This window comes from Micromonospora sp. NPDC000121 (assembly GCF_042899165.1).
In the GTDB taxonomy this organism is placed as follows: Bacteria; Actinomycetota; Actinomycetes; order Mycobacteriales; family Micromonosporaceae; genus Micromonospora.
In genome coordinates, this window is the sequence record NZ_JBIAZP010000002.1 from 864,222 (window position 1) to 884,594 (window position 20,373).

9 protein-coding genes are annotated in these 20,373 nt (G+C 69.7%); 6 read left to right on the plus strand and 3 right to left on the minus strand.

Translation table 11 applies throughout. The annotated features are described in order from the left end of the window. Window positions 1-2 precede the first annotated feature (2 nt). Window positions 3-1,070 carry a phosphotransferase gene (locus ACFY23_RS10535; protein ID WP_350687312.1) on the plus strand — a complete coding sequence of 356 codons (1,068 nt, stop codon included), beginning with the start codon at window positions 3-5 and terminating at the stop codon, window positions 1,068-1,070. Between the two features lie 16 nt (window positions 1,071-1,086). Here ACFY23_RS10535 and ACFY23_RS10540 read toward each other — a convergent pair whose 3' ends face one another. The 3 genes from ACFY23_RS10540 to ACFY23_RS10550 form a co-directional block, all read right to left on the minus strand. Continuing rightward, window positions 1,087-1,896 carry a metal-dependent hydrolase gene (locus ACFY23_RS10540; RefSeq protein WP_350819573.1) on the minus strand — a complete coding sequence of 270 codons (810 nt, stop codon included), beginning with the start codon at window positions 1,894-1,896 and terminating at the stop codon, window positions 1,087-1,089. A 240-nt stretch (window positions 1,897-2,136) separates the two neighbouring features. Then, a complete protein-coding gene (locus ACFY23_RS10545; RefSeq protein ID WP_350819572.1) occupies window positions 2,137-3,468 on the minus strand; it encodes a glycosyltransferase family 4 protein in 1,332 nt (443 codons plus the stop codon). A 140-nt stretch (window positions 3,469-3,608) separates the two neighbouring features. Beyond that, complete coding sequence (locus ACFY23_RS10550; protein WP_350819571.1) at window positions 3,609-5,552, minus strand: amylo-alpha-1,6-glucosidase; 1,944 nt, start codon at window positions 5,550-5,552, stop codon at window positions 3,609-3,611. Window positions 5,553-5,594: 42 nt separating this feature from the next. Between ACFY23_RS10550 and ACFY23_RS10555 the strand changes: the two genes are divergently transcribed. The 5 genes from ACFY23_RS10555 (at window position 5,595) to ACFY23_RS10575 (ending at window position 20,205) form a co-directional block, all read left to right on the plus strand. Further along, complete coding sequence (locus ACFY23_RS10555) at window positions 5,595-8,300, plus strand: glucosidase (protein ID WP_350684844.1); 2,706 nt, start codon at window positions 5,595-5,597, stop codon at window positions 8,298-8,300. 112 nt (window positions 8,301-8,412) lie between these two features. Next, window positions 8,413-9,120 carry an HAD family hydrolase gene (locus ACFY23_RS10560; RefSeq protein WP_350819570.1) on the plus strand — a complete coding sequence of 236 codons (708 nt, stop codon included), beginning with the start codon at window positions 8,413-8,415 and terminating at the stop codon, window positions 9,118-9,120. A gap of 492 nt (window positions 9,121-9,612) precedes the next feature. Beyond that, window positions 9,613-10,416, plus strand: a complete 804-nt coding sequence (locus ACFY23_RS10565; protein WP_350819569.1) for a L,D-transpeptidase family protein — start codon at window positions 9,613-9,615, stop codon at window positions 10,414-10,416. Between the two features lie 227 nt (window positions 10,417-10,643). Continuing rightward, a complete protein-coding gene (locus tag ACFY23_RS10570; protein ID WP_350819568.1) occupies window positions 10,644-19,751 on the plus strand; it encodes a DNRLRE domain-containing protein in 9,108 nt (3,035 codons plus the stop codon). Between the two features lies 1 nt (window position 19,752). Further along, window positions 19,753-20,205 (plus strand): SUKH-3 domain-containing protein, encoded by a 453-nt coding sequence (locus tag ACFY23_RS10575; RefSeq protein WP_350819566.1) that lies wholly within the window; start codon window positions 19,753-19,755, stop codon window positions 20,203-20,205. The last annotated feature ends 168 nt before the right edge of the window (window positions 20,206-20,373 follow it).

Consider the following 20,373-nt stretch of genomic DNA (forward strand, 5'->3'; position numbering starts at 1 on the left):
CCGTGACCGGCGCAGACCGTCCGCCGGCCGACCTGATTCCCGCCGACGTGCCGGCCGAGCACCTCACCCACAACATGCTCAACGGGGTGACCGGCGGCATCTGGCGGACCCGCCGGGACGGGCGGGCGGCCGTGCTGAAGCTGGTCACCCCGCCCGGCCGCCCCGGCCCGGCGCACTGGGCGGGCAGCGACGAGCCAGGGCACTGGAACTACTGGCGACGTGAGGTGGAGGCGTACCGCAGCGGCCTGGCCACCGCCGCGTACGCCGACGCGGGGCTGGCCGCGCCGACGCCGCTGGCGGTCGACGACCGGCCGGACGGCTCGGTGGCGCTGTGGCTGGCCGAGGCGACCGGCCGGCCGGGCATCGCCTGCACGCCCGCCGACCTCGGCGAGGTCGCCGCCCGGCTCGGCGGCGGGCACGCCCGCTGGCTGGGCGATCCCGAGGCGCGGGAACTGCTGCCGGGCGGCCGGACGCCGGACTGGCTGGCGCGGGACTGGCTGCGCGACTACACGCTCACCCGGCCGGTGGCCGCGCCGGTGCCGTGGGAGCACCCGGTCGCCGTCGCCGCCTGGCCCCGCCCCCTGCGCGACGCCCTGCGCGCGCTGTGGCGGCGACGGCACGAGGTGCTGGCGGCCACCGACGCGCTGCCCCGCACGCTCTGCCACCACGACTGCTGGCCGATGAACCTGGTGTTCGCCGACGGCGGCCCGGTGCTGCTCGACTGGTCGGGCGTCGGGCCGGGGCCGCTCGGCGAGGACGCGGCGAATCTGGTGCTCGACACCTTCCTCGACGGGCTGGTCGACGTCGCCCTGCTCGACGAGGTGGCCGCCACGGTGGTCGACCGCTACGTCGCGGGGCTGCGCGGCGCCGTCGCGCCCGCCGTGGTCGTCCGGGCCGTCCGGCTCACCGGTGCGGCCAAGTACTTCTGGCTGGCGCCGATGATGCTCGGCCGGCTCGGCCGGACCGCGATCAGCGGCACCTACGACGCGCGGGACGAGGCGGAGATGATGGCCGGCCGCCGTCCGGTGCTGGACCTGCTGGTGCGCTGGGCCGCCGAGGCGCTGTCCTGACCGGCCGGGGGGCCGCTCAGCCCTCGATGTTGAAGCGTTGCAACACCGACGGGGCGACCAGCCCGAGCGCCGCGAGCACCGAGACCGCCGTCAGCACGGCCCGGACGACGATCACCTCGGTCTTGCTGCCGGCCCGCAGGGCGATCTTGTTCGGCAGGCCGATCGGTGTCCACATCCGACGTTTGATGGGGATGGGCCACAGGATCGGCACCCCCGCCCGGGTGATCATGTCGCCGAGGATGTGCACGAAGCAGCCCACCCCGACGGCGATGCCGATCAGCGGGTAGCCCCGGTCGCCGGGCAGATTGGCGAAGGTGAACCAGGCCGCCGCGGCCGACGCGAGGGTCACGATGACCCAGCCGGCCCGCTCCGCCCACTTGTCGAAGAGCCCGCGCAGGGCCAGCCCGAACATGAAGAACAGGATGCCGATCACCGCCCACTTGCCGTACGCGGCGCAGAGCGTGGTGGTGCCCCAGCCGACCAGCAGCGTGAACGGGATGGTGTGGGTCAGCGTCCGGTGGCCGTTGTTGCGGCGCGGGTCCTTGCTGAGCTTGGTCGCGTAGTAGACGCCGAGCGAGATCTTCTCCATCACCTCGGCGATGAAGAGCGAGAACACGCCGAAGGTGCGGGCGACGGTGGCTCCGCCCTGGTTGCGGGTCACCTTGCCGGACAGGTCGAGGTCGGGGAAGAGCGCTCCGCCGGCGCAGACCGCGGTGCCGACGGCGAGTTCCAGCGGGGTCTGGTGGTAGTTGGCGAAGTGGTCCAGCGCCCAGGACCCGGTCAGCCACACCGCCGCGCCGGACAGCGCGTGGGACGGTCCCATCATGTCGGCTCGCCCTCCCCAGGGATCTTGAGCGCCCAAACTACGTCACTGTAGTTCGCCGCCGTGGCGCAGGGGCATCACCCGGACGGTCCACAGAGGGCGGTGCCGGGGAGGGGTGCCGGTCGATGCCGGGACACCAGGAAGTATCGCGTGCCGACGGGCGGGCGGGGCCGTTCTGTCGGCCACCGGACGGCGTGCCACGCGGGGCGGGGCGGCACGCCGTCCGGTGCGGTGCCGGCCGGTTCAGCAGGCGGCGCCGCCGACCGCGAGGAGGTTCCCCTCGGGGATGGTGATCTTCTGTCGGGGCTCGCCGGGCCGGGCGGCGGCCCGCCGGGCCTGCGCCGGGGCGTGCTCGCGGCGGGCGGTCGCGTACGTGCCGGCGGTCCGGGCCGCGATGGTGGCCCAGCCGTACCGCTGGCCGACCATGGTGCGGGCCCGCCGGGCCACCCGCCGGGCGAAGACCTCGTCGCCGACGAGCTGGTCGACCGCGCCGGCGAGGGCGTCCGGGTCGCTGTGCGGGAAGGTCACGCCGGTCACGCCCGGCTCGACGATCTCCGCGAGGCCGCCGGTGCGGGCCACCGCGAGGGGCGCGCCGGCCGCCGCCGCCTCCAGGGCCACCATCCCGAAGGGCTCGTAGAGGCTGGGCACCACCGTCGCGTCGGTGGCGCCGAGCACCGCCGGGAGCTGGGCCGAGTCCAGGAAGCCGGCGAAGCGTACGGTCTGGCCGAGCGCGAGCCGGCGGACCTCCTCCTCCAGTTCGGCGCGGTAGGGGCCGTCGCCCGCGATCAGCACCCGCAGCCCGGGGTGCCGGTCGCGCAGGTACGGCACGGCGTGCACCAGGTGCTGCACGCCCTTCTCGTAGACCAGTCGGCCGGCGTACCCGACGAGGGGGCCGTCGCCGGCGAACCGGGCGCGGGCCGAGGCGACCGCCCGGGGCCGCGCCCGCCAGGCCCGGTCGTCGACCCCGTTGGGTACCACGTCGATCAGGTCGGCCGGCAGGTCGAAGAGCGTGGCGACCTGGTCGCGCATGTAGCCGGAGCAGGCGATCACCCGGCCGGACTCGGCGGCCAGCCAGTGCTCGACGCCGTGGATGGTGCGGTTCATCTCCTCCGGCAGCCAGCCCTGGTGCCGGCCGGCCTCGGTGGCGTGGATGGTGCTGACCAGCGGCAGGTCCAGGTGCTCGGCGAGCGTGACGGCGGTGTGCGCGACGAGCCAGTCGTGGGCGTGGACCACGTCGTACGAGCCGGCCTCGGCGGCGCGCAGGGCGGCCCGGGTCAGGGTGTGGTTGAACGCCATCGTCCAGGCGAGCAGGGAGGAGGTGGCCAGCGGGAAGGTCACCGGGTCCTCGGCGGCCCGCAGGATCCGGACGCCGTCGGCGTACTCCTCCAGGGGCGCGCCGTCGGCGTGCCGGGTGACGACGGTGACCTCGTGCCCGGCGGCGGCCAGGGCCACCGACAGGGCGTGCACGTGTCGGCCCAGCCCGCCGACCAGGACCGGCGGGTACTCCCAGGAGAGCATCAGCACCCGCTGCTGCCGGGCGGGGTGGATGTCGATCACGTCGGCGTCAGGTGACATGGGGCCCCCTTGAGTTGTCCCCCGAGCGCGCGGACCGGCACCGTGGCGGGTGCCCGTCGGACGTCGCGACCGGATCGGGACCCATCCTCCCGGCGGCGGGCTAACCAGCGGAGACGCCGCCGTTGCGGTCGTGTAAAGCGCTACCGGCCGTTGCGGCGCACGCGCAGCACCTCGGCGACCGACCACGCCTGGAACGGGCAGCCGGTCGCGCCGTGCGGCGCGAGGCCGTCGGCCGTCTCGCTCACCGATCCCAGGCCGTATTCGGTCAGATGGGCCTCGATGCCCACGAACAGGTCACCGACCGGCATCTTGGCCCGTCGGGCGGCGTCGGTGTACGGGCCGAGCAGCCAGGGCCACACCGTGCCCTGGTGGTAGGCGCCGTCGCGCTCGGCCGGCCCGCCCCGGTGCCGCCCGACGAACTCCGGCGAGTCGGGGGAGAGGCTGCGCGGCCCGAGCGGGGTGAGCAGCCCGGCGGCGATCCGGCGCAGCGTGGGCTCGTCCGGCTCCACCGGGGCGTACGGCAGCGACCAGGCCAGCAGCTGGTTGGGTCGGAGCAGGTCGTCGTCGTGGTGCGCGGCCCCGCCCAGCGGGTACGCCGGCGCGGGCGCGTCCACCACGTCGTGCAGCCAGCCCGTCGGGGCGGGGAACCGGTCCCGGAACGCGGCGACGGCCCGCTCGTGCAGCCGCCACAGGTCGGTCGCGTTCCGCCCGGCCAGCTCGGTCAGCTCGGCGAGGCCGGCCAGCCCGTTGACCCACAGCGCGTTGACCTCCACCGGCTTGCCGGTGCGCGGCGTGACCGGCACCCCGTACACCCGGGCGTCCATCCAGGTCAGCGCCGTGCCCGGGGTGCCGCCCTGGGTGAGCAGCCCGTCGGCCGGGTCGACGGCGATGCCGAACCGGGTGCCGGCCAGGTGCGCGTCGACCACCCCGCGCAGCGCGGGCAGCAGCTCGTCGCCGAGGTCGGTGTCGCCGGTGACGGTGACGTGCCGGCTCACCGAGTGCAGGAACCACAGTGTCGCGTCGACGGTGTTGTACTCCACCCGGCCGGTGTCGGCGGTGTTGGCGAGCATCCCCTCCGACAGCGTCGCCGCGTACGACCGCAGCAGCTCGCGGCCCTCGTCGGCGCGGTTGGTGCAGAGGAACAGCCCCTCGTAGGAGATCATCGTGTCCCGCGACCAGGCGCCGAACCACGGGTAGCCGGCCACCACGTCCGGGCCGGTGCCGGTGCGGATCACGAAGGCGTCCGCGGCCAGCGCGAGCGTCGCCTCGACCGGGTCGGCCGGCTTCGCCGCCGCCACGACCCGCCGGTTGCGGGCCCGGGCCGCCGCCACCACCTCGGTCGCCGGCGGCGGCTCCTGCTCCAGATCGCCGGCCCAGGCGAGCACCGACACCGTGTCGCCCGGCCCGCCCAGCTCCCCGGAGAAGCGACCGGCGTACCAGAGGTCCTCGTCGGGGTGCAGGCCGCGCGCCGCCTCCTCGCGGTGGTGCGCGCCGAGCCACCACTGGCCCTCCGGGGTCCAGTCCGGCCCGGTGAGCCGGAACCCGCCCTCGACCACCGCCCCGCCGGGCACCGGCTCCACCCGCGGGGCCGGGCCGTCGGCGCGGCGCTCGCCGTGCGCGTCCCGCCAGGTGCAGACCGCCGCCAGGTCGAGCCGCACCGGCCCGCCGGAGACCAGCCGGTGCACCACCGCCACGGCCGGGCGGCCGTGCGTCATCGCCAGCTCCCGCTCGATCACCACGTCGCCGATCCGCCAGCGCCACCGGGGCAGGCCGTCGACCAGGTCGAACCGCTCCAGCAGCTCGAATCCGCACGGGTCGACGTCGCCCGAGGCCCACTCGTGCGCGCCCAGGCGCACCCGGGCGCCCGAGGGGAGGACCACCGCCGGGTCCAGGCTGACCAGTCCCACCCGTCGGGACGCCGGCGTCTCGCCGGCCACCACCAGCAGGCCGTGGTAGCGGCGGGTGCGCAGCCCGCTCACCGTGCCCATGGCGTACCCGCCGAGGCCGTCGGTGACCAGCCACTCCCGGGTCGCCCCGGCGGTCAGGTCTCCGCACACCTGCGGACCGAATCGAACGTCGATCAACTTTCCTCCACCGGCGGCGGCGTGCGACAGACCACGACAAGAATGGCTCGTGTGGTGAAGTCCTCCGGCGGCGTCGAAGATGTGCGAGTGATCACCGACGTGCCGCCCTTCGACGACCGCGCGCCCGACCCCGAACGGCTCCGGCTGGCTCAGGCCGACGCCGGGGAGCAGGACTGGCGCGCATGGGGTCCCTATCTGTCCGAACGGGCGTGGGGGACGGTACGGGAGGACTACAGCGAGCACGGTACGGCCTGGGACTACTTCCCGCACGACCACGCGCGGTCCCGAGCCTACCGGTGGAGCGAGGACGGGATGGCCGGCGTCTGCGACGACCGGCAGGCGTTCTGCTTCGCCCTCGCCCTGTGGAACGGCAAGGACCCGATCCTCAAGGAGCGGATGTTCGGCCTCGGCGGCGACGGCGGCAACCACGGCGAGGACGCCAAGGACTACTGGTGGTACGAGGACTCCACCCCCACCCACTCCTGGATGCGCTGGCGGTACCACTACCCGCAGGCCGCCTTCCCGTACGACGAACTGGTCGCGGTGAACGCGCTGCGCGGCCGGGACGACACCGAGTACGAGCTGGTCGACACCGGCATCTTCGACGACGACCGGTACTGGGCGGTGACCGTCGACTACGCCAAGGCGACCCCGACGGACATGTGCGTCGTCGTCACCGTCGCCAACCGGGGCGACCGGGCCGCCACCCTGCACGTGCTGCCCACCCTCTGGTTCCGCAACACCTGGGCGTGGGGGCTGCCCGGCGGCGACCGGGTGCCCCGGCTGGTCGGCGAGGGGTCCCGGCTGGTCGGAGAGCACCGGGTGCTCGGCCAGCTGCTGCTGGAGGGCGACGGCGAGCCCACACCGCTGCTCTGCGACAACGACAGCAACGCCGAGCGGCTCTGGGGGCTACGGAGCCGCTCCCGCTATCCGAAGGACGGCATCAACGACCACGTCGTCAACGGGGCCGCGACGGTCAACCCGGCCCGGGAGGGCACCAAGGGCGCCCTGCACTACGTGCTGGACGTGCCGGCCGGCGCGCAGCGGCGGATCCGGCTGCGGCTGACCCGTACCGCCCCGCCGCCGGGCGGCACCCCGCCCCCGCCGGCGGACCTCGGCGACGGCTTCGACGCGGTGGTCTGGGCCCGGCGGGCGGAGGCGAACCGGTTCTTCGCCGGCGTGATCCCGGCCGCGGCGACCCCGGACGAGGCCCTGGTCGCCCGGCAGGCGATCGCCGGGCTGATGTGGGGCAAGCAGTTCTACCACTTCGACGTCAAGCGCTGGCTGGAGGGCGACCCCGGGTCCTCGCCGCCACCGGGTCGCCGGCACGGGCGCAACAGCGCCTGGTGGCACATGAACAGCTTCGACGTGATCTCCATGCCGGACCCGTGGGAGTACCCCTGGTACGCGGCGTGGGACCTGGCCTTCCACTGCGTCAGCATCGCCCGGGTCGACCCCGGCTTCGCCAAGGAACAGGTGCTGCTCCTGCTCCGCGAGTGGTACCTGCACCCCAACGGGCAGATCCCGGCGTACGAGTGGGCGTTCGGCGACGTGAACCCGCCGGTGCACGCCTGGGCGGCGCTGAAGGTGTTCGAGATCGACGGCAGCCGCGACCACGACTTCCTGGCCCGGGTGATGCACAAGCTGCTGCTCAACTTCACCTGGTGGGTCAACCGCAAGGACACCGGCGGCAACAACGTCTTCGAGGGCGGCTTCCTGGGGCTCGACAACGTCGGCCCGTTCGACCGCTCGGCGGCGCTGCCGGTGGCGGGGGTGCTGGAGCAGTCCGACGGCACCGGCTGGATGGCCATGTACGCCCTCAACCTGCTCGACATCGCGATCGTGCTGGCCGAGCACGACCGCACCTGGGTCGACACCGCCACCAAGTTCTTCGAGCACTTCGCCTACATCGCCGCCGCCGCGTACGAGCAGGGCCTGTGGGACGACGAGGACGCGTTCTTCTACGACGTGCTGCGGCTCGCCGACGGCACGAAGGTGCCGCTGAAGGTGCGCTCGGTGGTGGGCCTGCTGCCGCTGGCCGCGACGACCCGGCTCAGCGCGCGTACCCTGCACCGGCTGCCCGAGTTGGGCGCCCGGCTGCGCTGGTTCCTCACCAACCGCCCCGAGTACGCCGACGTGGTCGGCGCCCGGCGGCTCGGCCCGGACGGCCGCCAGCACCGGCTGCTGTCCATGGTCGGTCCGGAGCAGATCGTCCCGCTGCTGGCCCGGATGCTCGACCCCGACGAGTTCCTCTCCGAGTACGGCCTGCGGACGCTGTCCCGGGCCCACCTGGACAAGCCGTTCTCGGTGACCCTCGGCGGCCAGGAGTTCGGCGTCGGATACGAGCCGGCCGAGTCGACCAGCGGCCTGTTCGGCGGCAACTCCAACTGGCGCGGCCCGATCTGGATGCCGACGAACTTCCTGCTGATCAGCGCGCTGCGCGACTACGCCGCGTTCTTCGGCGACGACCTCCAGGTGGAGTACCCGACCCGCTCGGGGGTGAAGCGGACGCTCGACGAGATCGCCGACGACCTCTCCGCGCGGCTGATCTCGCTGTTCACCCGCGACGGCTGGGGCCGGCGGCCGATCTACGGCGCCGCCCAGCTCTTCCAGACCCACCCGGACTGGCGGGACCTGATCTGCTTCCCGGAGTACTTCCACGGCGACAACGGGGCGGGCCTGGGCGCCTGGCACCAGACCGGCTGGACGGCGCTGGTCGCCGACCTGATCCTCACCCTGCGCCGCTGACGGGGCGGTGCCCCTCCGGGCGCCGGTCACCGGCACGACGGGCGGCGGAACCCGGATGACCGGGCCGGCCGAGCGCAGTACCGTGGCGCCGGCCGTCAACGGGAGGAAAGCCATGGCAGACACGACGCGCCGGCGCGGCGGGCAGGTGCTCGTCTTCGACGCCGACGACACGCTCTGGGAGAACAACGTCCTGTTCGAACGGGTCATCGACGACTTCCTGGAGTGGCTGGACCATCCCACCCTCGACCGCGCCGAGACCCGGGCCATCCTGGACGACATCGAGCGGGCCAACACGGTCGCGCACGGCTACGGCAGCAAGGTCTTCCTGCGCAGCCTGGCGGAGTGCCTGGAGCGGCTGCGCCAGCGGCCCGCCACGGAGGCCGAGCGGCGCGAGATCGAGGGTCTGGCGGCGGCGCTGGCCGAGCACCGGGTGGAACTGATGCCGGGGGTGGCCGAGGCGCTGGACGACCTGGCCGGCCGGCACGAGCTGTTGCTGCTCACCAAGGGCGAGCCCGAGGAGCAGCAGCGCAAGCTCGACGCCTCCGGGCTGCTGCACCACTTCCGGGCCGCGCACATCGTGCCGGAGAAGGACGTCGACACCTACCGGTGGCTGACCCGTGAGCACGACATCGACCCGGCCCTCGCCTGGATGATCGGCAACTCCCCGAAGTCCGACATCCTGCCCGCCCGCGCGGCCGGCATGAACGCCGTGTTCATCCCCAACGACAACACCTGGGTGCTGGAGCACGAGGAGCTGGACCCGGCCGACCGAGGCGTGCTGCGGCTGTCCGCGTTCCCCGAACTGCTGCTCCACTTCTGAGCCGTACGCTGGGTCGCGGACGCCGGGGCGAGGGCCCGGCACAGTGGTCGCCTCGACGGGAAACAGCGCTGGTCCGCAGGGTCGCGTTACGTCGACATGCCGCTTTTTCACCTTGACATCAATCACGCTCGCTCGGACCCGGTTCGTCCTTGTCCGGCCCGCAGACGCGCGCCTAACCTGATCCGGCGCTCACGGCTCGTCGGGGTGAGTCGGGGGCGCGCCGAAGTCCGGTAGTTGGGCACCGTGGAGCTGAGTGCAGGCGGCAGGCTCGCCGTGTTGAGCCCGGCGTGGGCGGCGTGCCACGCCCGCGCGCTCATTCGGTGATGTCCGCTACCACGCCGGACGGCTGGGGGTCAGGATCGGGGAGTTGCGGACCCGGTCCTGACCCGCCCCAGCGGACACGCCTCCTCCACCCCGGCTCGACGTCGAGGGGTCAGGAAATCTGATGCCAGGGGACCACGGAAACGTGCGCCGGCTGCCAGGATGTCCGGCATGAACCGGAGAAACCTCCTCATTGCCGCCGCAGGCGCGGCGGCGTCCGCCGTCGTCGCCCCAGCGACCCGTGCCTCCGCGGCCCCCGCGGGCCCGGGAACCCGGGACGCCTGGAGCGCCACCACGACGGTGGCCCGCTACCCGAGCGACCGGCGCATGTGGGTCGACCCGAACAACCGCGCCGCCAAGCTGCGGACGCTGCCGGTGGAGTGCAAGCAGGTCATCATCGTCGGCGGCGCCAGCTACACCACCACCTACGCGACCCTCGAGACGTACGCCAAGGTGCTGGGCCACTGGCGGCGGGTGTCGGCCGCGCTGCCCGCCCGGGTCGGCTCGAAGGGCTTCAGCGACAACCACGTGGAAGGGGTGCCCACCACCCCGACCGGGGTCTACTCGATCGGCCCCACCATGTACGGCATCGGGGCCAACCCTGGCGTGCGCTATCCGTACCACCGCCTCGTCAGCGGCGACTGGTGGAACGAGAACCCGGAGTCCCCGCTCTACAACACCTTCCAGCACAGCGCCACCAACCCCGGCGGCTACAGCGAGGCGCTGTGGCAGGAGACGCCCGCGTACACGCACTTCGCGGTGATCACCTACAACATGCCGCCGAACGTGGCGAAGCCCGTGCCGTACGCGGGCAGCGGCATCTTCCTGCACGAGTTCAGCACCAGCGCCGGCAACCCCACCGCCGGCTGCGTCAGCCTCTCGCACGCCAACCTGGTCGCCGTGCTGAAGTGGCTCAACCCGGCGCTGTCGCCGCGCATCGTGATCAGCCCGTACGCGAACCTCGACCGCTACTGACGCTCGCCGTCGACGCGAACCCGCGGATCCCCCAGCCGTGTCGGCCCAGTGGCCGGCACGGCTGGTCGCCTATGGCGGCGTTGGAACTCCCCGCCGTCGCCACCGATCGGGCCCGCCTCGGCGATCCCGCCGGAGTCGGTTGCCGTAGTAGTCGGACGATAGCGGGCGGTATATGAGCCACTCCTAACTTCTACCCGTCGTATTGGCCCTTGACCGGAGGGTGACGGGTGAAGAGAAAACTAAGGGGCCCGCTGATCGCGGGCCTGGTGGTGGCGTTGGCCGCCACTCTGGGCGGGACCCAGGTCCTGTCCGAGCGGGAACCGGACAGCGCCGCCACCGCGGCCGAGGACGACGGCCTGCTGTCCCGACTCGGCGACGCCGCGAAGGGGCTCGTCGACGGCGGATCGCGTCCGGCGAAGCCAGAGGTGATCGGCGCCGGCCTCACGGTCCAGGAGAAGGCGCCGCCGGCGAAGGCCTGGCCTCCGCAGAAGCGGGTCAAGGAACTCACCGGCAAGCGCACCGAGAACAGCCGCGTATACCAGCTCTCCGACGGCCGGACGCAGGCGGAGATCTCGTCGCTGCCGCTGCACTACAAGGACGACAAGGGCCGGTTCCAGCCGATCGACACCACGGTGCGCCCGACCAAGGACAAGGGATACGTCCAGGGCAACCGGACCAATTCCTTCACCAGCCTCTTCGGTGACAGCTCCGACGACCTCGTGCGCTTCGAGCGCGACGGCCGCAGCATCGAGCTGGGCCTGGCCGGGGCGGCCAAGGGCGTCACCCCGAAGGTCTCCGGCTCCACGGTCACCTATCCCGGCCTCGCCGGCGGTGCCGACGTCGTCTACGACGTCACCGCGACCGCGCTCAAGGAGAAGATCGTCCTGCGCGAGGCCCCGAGCGGGCCGGCGTCGTACACCTTCACGTTGGAGACCGCCGGCCTCACCGCGCAGCAGCGCCCGGACGGCTCCATCGCGTTCCTCCGCCCCGACGGTGGCGAGCCGGTCTTCGTGATGCCGCCGCCGTTCATGCACGACGACAAGGACGACAGCTCCTCGCCGCACGGCAAGGTGTGGAGCGACAAGGTCACCCAGAGGGTGATCCAGTCCGGCGCCACGTCGACGATCACGCTCAGCGCGGACGCCGGCTGGCTCGCCGACAAGTCCCGCGTCTACCCGGTCGTCATCGACCCGACCATCCAGATCCGTCCGGTGCCGGACGCCGCCCAGCAGACCCAGATCTACCAGGGCGCCGCGACCACTCCGCAGGGCGGCACCTACCAGCTGAAGGTCGGTACGGACGCCTACGCCTGGCGCTCCCTGATCAAGTTTCCGCTGTCGCCCAGCGTCATCCCGCAGGGTACTGCCATCGACGACGCGCGCCTGGAGATGTACTACGACCAGACGCACACCGACTGGGAGTACGACGTCCTGATGGAGGCCCGGCGCGTCACTACGGAATGGAGTGAGGAGAGCGCGACCTGGCAGAACATGAACGCCAACATGACGTCGACGGCGGCTGGCAATCTGGTGCAGCTCGACGAGGGCGACACTGGCACCTCGGTGACTGGTACTTGGAACTACTCCGGCAACACGGAGCTGACCCCGCTGGCCGTCAAGTCTGACTACCGGTACAACAGCGACCCCGTCGCCGGAGACACGCACACGTGGACGCCGACGATCACGGAGACCGGGGACTACAAGGTCGAGGCGCACTACGTCGGGGAAACGGACCGGACGAGCGTCACCTACGCCGTCACCCACGCCAACGGCACCGTTAACGCTCCGCCGGTCAACCAGGCCTCGCCCGTGGGCCGTGGCGCCTGGGCCACGTTGGGCACATACCGGTTCAACGCCGGCACCACCGGCAAGGTCGTGCTCAAGGACGTCGCGGGCAAGAGCGTCATCGCCGACGCGGTGCGCTTCACGCGGTGGGGCGTGTCCAACAAGCCTCGCGCTGTCTCGAGTGCCTGGAACTCCTTTGCCGTAAGGGACGTCGTGCAGCAGTGGCTGAACGGCACCGCCAATCACGGCTTCGTGGTCAAGGCGGTGGACGAGGCCACGAAGCAGCGGGGTGGCCCGATCTTCGAGGCGTCCAAGTACCGCTACATGAACGACCGGCGGGACTACAACCTGCCAAGGCTGATCGTGACCTGGGGTCGCCCGGGCGTGGCGGTGGATCCGCCCACGACCGTCACCTCCACCGGCGCCGTTCTGACCTGGCCCGGCTACGTCGACCCGTCCACCTCGCCGAATGACGACGTCGTGGAATACCAGGTGCACCGCAGCGTGTTCCAGGTCTTCGCGCCCACGGCGGCGACCCTGATCGCGCCGCTTTCGGAGTCCGCCCGGTCCCATCAGGACACCACCGCGGTGCCCACGGCGGCTGACAACACCAACCCCATGGACCGCAAGTTCTACTACTACATGGTCGCGGTCAAGACCAGGGACGGCCAGCTCATCGCCGGTCCGACCCAGCCGGTGATGCTGCCGAAGGCGGGCCAGATCACCAAGATCATACGCCGCGGGGCCACGGCCGGCGACGTGATCGACACCAACATCGGCTCTCTCGTGCCGAACCAGAACCTCAGCGTCTACGACGGTGACCCGTACGTCGGGGTTGGCAACAACTCCACGGTCTACGGTGACACCCGCAGCCTGATCAAGTTCGCCAACCTCTCGGGCATTCCCAGCAACGCCAAGGTCGTCGATGCGCAGTTGCGGCTCTGGACCGCCTACAACTACGGGCCGAACGACCCCGACAGCGGCACCGTCGACGTGCACGAGCTGAGGCAGAACTTCAGCGAGACCACCGCTACCTGGAACCAGGCCTCGACAGGCGTGTCGTGGAGCGGCGGCAACTACGACCCGACTCCACTCTCCGGTTTCAACGGGTACACCAACGACCCGGAGTGGGAGACCTGGGACGTCACAAAGGCAGCCGCCAAGTGGGTGCTCAACCCCGCCGCCAACAACTTCGGTCTGCTGCTCAAGTTCAAGAACGAGGCGGCCGACAACCAGCGGGTCATGATGCTCAGCTCGGAGGCTCCGGAGCGGCTGCTCCGGCCGACGCTCGAGGTCACCTACCTCGAGCAGACCGCCGAGTCCACCTACTACGCCGCCTCGACCCCGCAGACGCTGACGCCCAACGCCACGTACACCCTCCCGGTAACCGTGTCGAACCCATTGCTCGCGGCGTGGAACACCAGCGACTGGGAGCTGTCGTACGACTGGAAGCGGCGGGACGAGACTGGTGCCCTGGTCGACGCCACTGACGAGAGTTTTGAGCTGCGCAGCGCGCTCCCGAAGGATGTGGCGCCGGGTGGCACGGTCGACGTCACCGCGCAGGTGAAGACGCCGCCGTCGTCCACCGAGGGCAACAAGCGCACCGAGTACGTCCTCCAGTGGCAGCTGCGCAACAAGATCTCCGGAAAGTGGCTCTCGGAGACCACCCCGATCAAGCCGTTGCCGCAGAACGTGGCGGTGGAGGAGCCGACCTCCGACCAGCTCGGCCTGGAGAAGTTCTACTCGTACGCGGGCAAGAACACCGGCGCCGGCGGCACCCTGATGAACAACCTGTACGCCGGCAACACCGTCTGGTCGTACAACGCGTTCAGCAACCCGTCGCGGGGCCTGTCGACCTTCGTCCGGCTGGCGTACAACTCGCTGGACACCAGCGACACGGTCGCCGGCTACGGCTGGTCGCTGCAGGCGTCGTCGATGATGCGCCTGGGCACGCCGCTGGACTTCCACCCCAACCCGAACCCGACGAAGGTCACGCTGACCGACGGCGACGGCACCAGCCACTGGTTCACCTGGGACGCCGCCGCGGGGGAGTGGAAGGCGCCGAAGGGCGTGCACCTGCACCTGCAGAAGGTCACCACCCTCGACTGCAGGCCCAACACGCAGGAGCCGAAGGCCTGGGTGCTCACCAAGCCCGACCGGACGCAGTTCTTCTACGACTGCGAGGGCTTCCTCTCCAGTGTGGTGGACAACAACCAGAACGAGATGCGCTTCGTGTACGAGGAGCGCAAGTCCAACAACAAGCCGACCAAGTTCCTCAAGTACCTGCTCGACCCGACCGGCCGGCAGACGCTGACGATCGACTACTACGCCAAGGGTCAGGCGTTCGACTACATCGACGACGCCGACTGGACGCGGAAATCCGCGACCAACCTGACGAACCCGAAAATCATCGACCACATCTCGCAGATCACGGACGTCTCGGGGCGGAAGCTCACCTTCACCTACACGGACAAGGGTCTGCTGGGTGAGCTGGTCGACGGTGCCGGTGCCAGCCAGCCGAAGACGTTCAAGTTCGCCTACGACATGACGCAGGGGAACAAGAACGTCAAGCTCGTCAAGGTCACCGACCCGCGGGGCAACGCCACCGGGCTGACCTACAACTACCCGCAGACCGGCGACGACCCGAAGTGGCACTGGACCACCAAGTCCTACACCGACCGGCTCGGCCACCTGACGCAGTTCGCGTACGTGGACCCGGACGGGCCGCAGGGCAACAACGTCAACACCACGGTCACGGACGCGGAGAACCACGCCACCGCGTACCAGATGGACGGCTACGGCCGGCCGTACCAGACCACCAACGCCAAGAACGAGACCACCAAGTTCGGCTGGGACGACGACCACAACGTGGTCCGGCTGGAGGAGGCCAACCTGGCCGTCTCCACCTGGGCGTACGACGCCAAGACCGGCTACCCGACCGAGATCAAGGACGCCGAGGCGGTCAAGAACGGCACGCCGGGCACGGTGCTGACCTACCAGCGCCAGCTCAACGGCTACGTCGCCGAGGTGCTCACCAAGACCAGCCCCGAGGGGCGGAAGTGGGCCTTCGGCTACACCGCCGAGGGCGACGTCCACACCGTCACCGACCCGCTGGGCACCGCCTCGGCGACCGCCGGTGACTACACCACCACCAACACGTACGACGAGTGGGGGCAGCTGGAGAGCGTCAAGGACGCCAACGGCAACATCACCGCCTACAGCGACTTCCACGTCAGCGGCTACCCGCGGACCATCACCGACGCCGGCACCGGCAAGTCGTACTTCGTCTACGACGCGCGGGGCAACGTCACGGAGGTCCGCAACGGCGGCAACGCCAAGGTCACCCAGTCGTACGACACCTTCGGGCGTCCGCTGGCCATGGTGGAGCCGCTCGACGCGGCGGCCGGCCGGTTCATCACCACGCCGGCACCGGTGTACGACGCCAACGACAACATCGTCAAGGCGTACGCGTCCAACGGGGCGGAGTCGACGTCGGTCTACGACAAGGCCGACCAGGTGGTCGAGACGCTGGCGCCGAAGGACGAGGCGACCGACCCGGAGCGCAGGACCACGACGACCTACGACAAGGTCGGCAACGTCCGGACCGTCACCGAGCCGCAGGGCAACCTGACCTCGACCGTCGGCGACTACACCACGACCACCACGTACGACGCGATCTACCAGCCGATCGAAGTGTCGAACTTCAAGGGCCAGAAGGTCCGCTCGGAGTACGACAACGTCGGCAACATCACCGTCCTCTACGACGCCAAGAAGGTGGCGTCGGCGGACACCACGGACTTCACCACGAAGTTCGAGTACGACCTGAACCACCGGGTCGTCAAGACCACCGACGCGCTGGGCAAGTTCACCACCGCCCGGTACGACAAGGACGGCCTGACCGTCGCCACGACCGACGCCGAGGGCAACGAGTCGCTGGCCACGTACGACGCCCGGGGCGCGCTGGTCGAGTCGAAGGTGCCGCACAGCAAGGACACCGCCGGCACCATCACCCACCGCACCACCAAGTACGAGTACGACCAGGTCGGCAACTCGACCAAGGTGATCACCCCGCGCGGTGTGAACACCACCGACGACGCCGACGACTTCGCGACGGTCAACGTCTACGACTCGCTGAACCGGGTGAAGGAGACCTGGACGGCGTACGACAAGGACGACAGCCGCTACAACACGCCCGACAAGACCATCTACACCTACGACGCCATCGGCAACCTGACGAAGGTCAGCGCCCCGCCGTCGGACGGGCAGACGGTCCGCAACATCACCGAGTACACCTACTACGACAACGGGTGGACCAAGACGGCCAAGGACCCGTGGGACATCGTCAACTCGTACGACTACAACGAGCTGGGCCAGCAGACCAAGAACACGCTGACCTCGGCCGGCGGGTCGGTCTCGCGGACGATGACCTGGGACTACTACCTCTCGGGCAACGAGAAGGCCCGCTCCGAGGACGGCCTGCCGGTGGGCCGGGACGTCGTCCTGGTGGACAACTCCGACACCCACAACACCGCCACCCAGGGCACCTGGACCGGCGGCGCGGCGGCCGGCCAGTACGGCTACGACGTGAGCACGGCCCCGGCCGGCAGCGGCGCGGCCCAGTTCAACTGGCAGCTGACCGTCCCCCGTAACGGCACCTACGAGGTGTTCGTGCACTACCCGCAGGTCAGCGGGGCGGCCACGGACGCGAAGTTCACCGTCACCCACGACGGCGGCAGCGTCGTCAAGACCGTCAACCAGACGCAGAACACCGGCCAGTGGGTGAGCCTCGGTAGCTACCCGTTCATCGAGGACGGCATCCAGAAGATCACCCTCACCGACGCGGCGACGGGCAAGGTGCTCGCCGACGCGGTCAAGCTGGTGCGGGACAACGCCGCCGACACGGACAACGAGCGCAAGGAGTTCACCTACCGGTACAACCCGAACGGGCTCCTGGTCGAGGTCAAGGACCTCAGCCCGGGTGCGACGAGGGACCGGTACGAGATCGGCTACGACGACCTCAACCAGATCGAGACGGTGAAGGAGTTCGCCGGCACGACGCTGAAGAACACCACCGCGCTCACCTACGACCCCAACGGCAACCCGGCCACCTCGACCCACGACCTGACCTGGTCGAAGATCGAGTACGACGAGCGGGACATGGTCGCCAAGGTGACCAACGCCGACTCGGCGACGGCGGGCAACCAGCAGATTTCCACCTTCACCTACACCGCCCGCGGGCAGCTGCTCAAGCAGACCAAGCCCAACGGCAACACGGTGGACCTGCAGTACTACCTGGACGGCGCGACCAAGCACCAGATCGAGAAGACCTCGGCCGGTGTGACGATCGCGGAGCACTCGTTGGAGTACTCGGCCAACGGGCACCCGGCCAAGGACGTGCTCAAGTTGATGAACGCCGACAACACGGCGGACCACATCGACAACACCTACACCTTCACCTACGACCCGCAGGACCGGGTCACCCGCGTCGACAAGACCGGGGACAGCACGTCGACCGAGTCGTACGTCTACGACGCCAACAGCAACGTGGTGTCGCAGACCATCGGTAACGCGACCAGCACCAGCAAGTACGACCGGAACCGGCTGCACTCGTCCACCGCCGGCGGCGTGACGTCGACGTACAACTACGACCCGTTGGGTCGGTTGGACACGGTGTCGGTCGGTGGTCAGCGGGCGCAGAAGTACTACTACGACGGGTTCGACCGCACGGCGAAGACCACCGCCGGCATCGGGGCCACCGCGAAGTCGACGACCTACGCGTACGACCCGTTCGACCGGACGGTGTCGCAGACGGTGGGCGACAAGACGACGGTGTTCACGTACCTGGGGATGGACAACCAGGTGCTGCGGGAGGAGGTCGCCGGTAAGGCGAAGAAGTCCTACCAGTACGCGCCGTGGGGTCAGCAGCTGACCCAGATCAAGCACTCCGACGACGGCAGCCGGGAGTACTCGCAGTTCATCTACCGGCCGCGCGGTGACGTCATCGGTATCACGAAGGAGGACGGCAAGACCCGGGCGACGTACGGCTACACGGCGTACGGCAAGGACGACGAGTCGCAGTTCACGGGTGTGGACAAGCCGGGTGCGCAGCCGGAGGGTGAGGAGCCGTACAACGCGTTCCGGTTCAACGCCTCGCGTTGGGATTCGGGTTCGGGCACGTACGACATGGGGTTCCGTAACTACGACCCGGGGTTGAACCGGTTCCTGACGCGGGACATGTACGGCGGCGCGATGGCGGACATGGGTCTGGCGACGGATCCGTACACGGGCAACCGGTACTCGTTCGCCGGTGGTAACCCGATCAGCTTCGTGGAGTTGGACGGGCACCTGTGGGGCATGTCGTGGTCGGACGTCGGCCACGCCACCCTGGACGTGGTCGGCCTGGTGCCGGTGGTCGGTGAGGTCGCCGACGTCGCCAACGGCATCTGGTATCTGGCCGAGGGCAACTACGTCGACGCCGGTTTGTCGATGTCCTCAGCGATTCCTCTGGCGGGGTACGGAGCCTCGGCGGTCAAGTTCGGCAAGACGGGCAAGAAGATCTACGACGGTGCCACCGCGACCGCGGACACCGCGAAGAACGTCGACAACGCCACCGACACCGCCAAAACCGCGAACAACGCCACCAACGGCACCCCGAGCACCTCGGCAGGCAAGGGCGACACCACCAAGCCTGCGCCGACCAAGGAGAGTTGCAACAGCTTCGTGCCAGGCACGAAGGTACTGCTTGCCAACGGGAGCACGAAGGCCATCGAGGATTTGAAGGTCGGTGACCAGGTCGCAGCCGAGGACGTCGAGTCCGAGTCCGTGCAGGGGCGACCGGTCGCGAAGGTGATCACCGGAAGCGGTATCAAGCACCTTTACAGCATCGCTGTCGACACCGACGGCGAGACTGGGCGGAAGACCGGCACGATCGTGGCCACCGACGGACACCCGTTCTGGGTACCAGACGCCGGTGTCTGGGTCACTGCCAAGCATCTCAAGGCGGGCATGTGGTTGCAGACCGCCGCTGGCACCTGGGTTCAGGTCACCGCCGTCAAGCATCAGACCCAACACCAGCGGGTCCACAACCTCACCATCGAAGGCGTTCACACCTACTATGTCCTGGCAGGGGCAACGCCGGTCCTTGTACACAACACTAACCCCGACGAATGTCCGATCGCGGCGGCACGGGCCGAGGCCGACAGGGCCCAGTCGGATCGCCCGCGCCCGCAGGTTGCAGAGGCGATACAACTGCCCAGTGGCCAGATGATTGCGAAAACTAGCATGAAGGGTGGCACCCCCACACTGCATCCAGACGTGCAGGCAGCCCTCAACGCGATTCCGACGTCGCAGCGTGGAAAGGGTCATGGACAGTGCGGTCTGCCTCAGTGTCTTAGCGAGGCGTTAAGCGAGGGGATTGATCCCACCGGATCTTCGGCAGCGGCCGTCCTGATCCGTAGCCCCGCCAACGGAAATCATGGACGTGGCATCGGACCTTGCCCAAGTTGTCAAGTTCTAAGCCGAATGTTTAGCCTGCGCTGGAAGACGAAGTGAAGTGAGTGATTTTTCTGACGAAACTGCACGGATTCTCCGTGCTGCGGGATGGAAGCGCGGGCGCAACATCGATACAGCTCCGTGGCGGTTGCAGCTGGAGGAGTCGGGATGGTTCCGGATGCATCAAGCGGCTAGTGACTTTCTTTCCGAGTTCGGAGGGCTTGCTTCTGAGGTTGAGGGTCCAGGAGTTTCGTGCGCACGCGAGCCGTTTGAATTCGATCCGACGCTTGCGATTGGCGAGGATGACAGGTTTCGTGAACTCGGCAAGTTTGTCGGCGGAAGGCTGTTTCCTGTCGGAGAACTTGGTCATGGAAGATTTTTCCTTGCTATTGATGAAGGCGGAGTGATCTATGTCTTGGCGGAAACTATTGCTCGCCTAGGGCGAGCTCCGGAAGCAATTGAGCGATTGGTGCAAGGAGTTGCTGCGGATCCTCCCCTAGGTGCTTGGGAATAGTCTTCGGAGGTAAGGTTCTGCTTGGGGTCTTTCCTAGCGTAGGCCCTGGTCATTCGGTGAAAGGGTGGTCCGACTAAGGGACGTCTCGTAACTCGGTGACCGGTCCATGGTGGATCATGGCGGGGTGCAGGTGATCTCGGCGGCCCGCCAGGAGTGGATCTTTCCGTT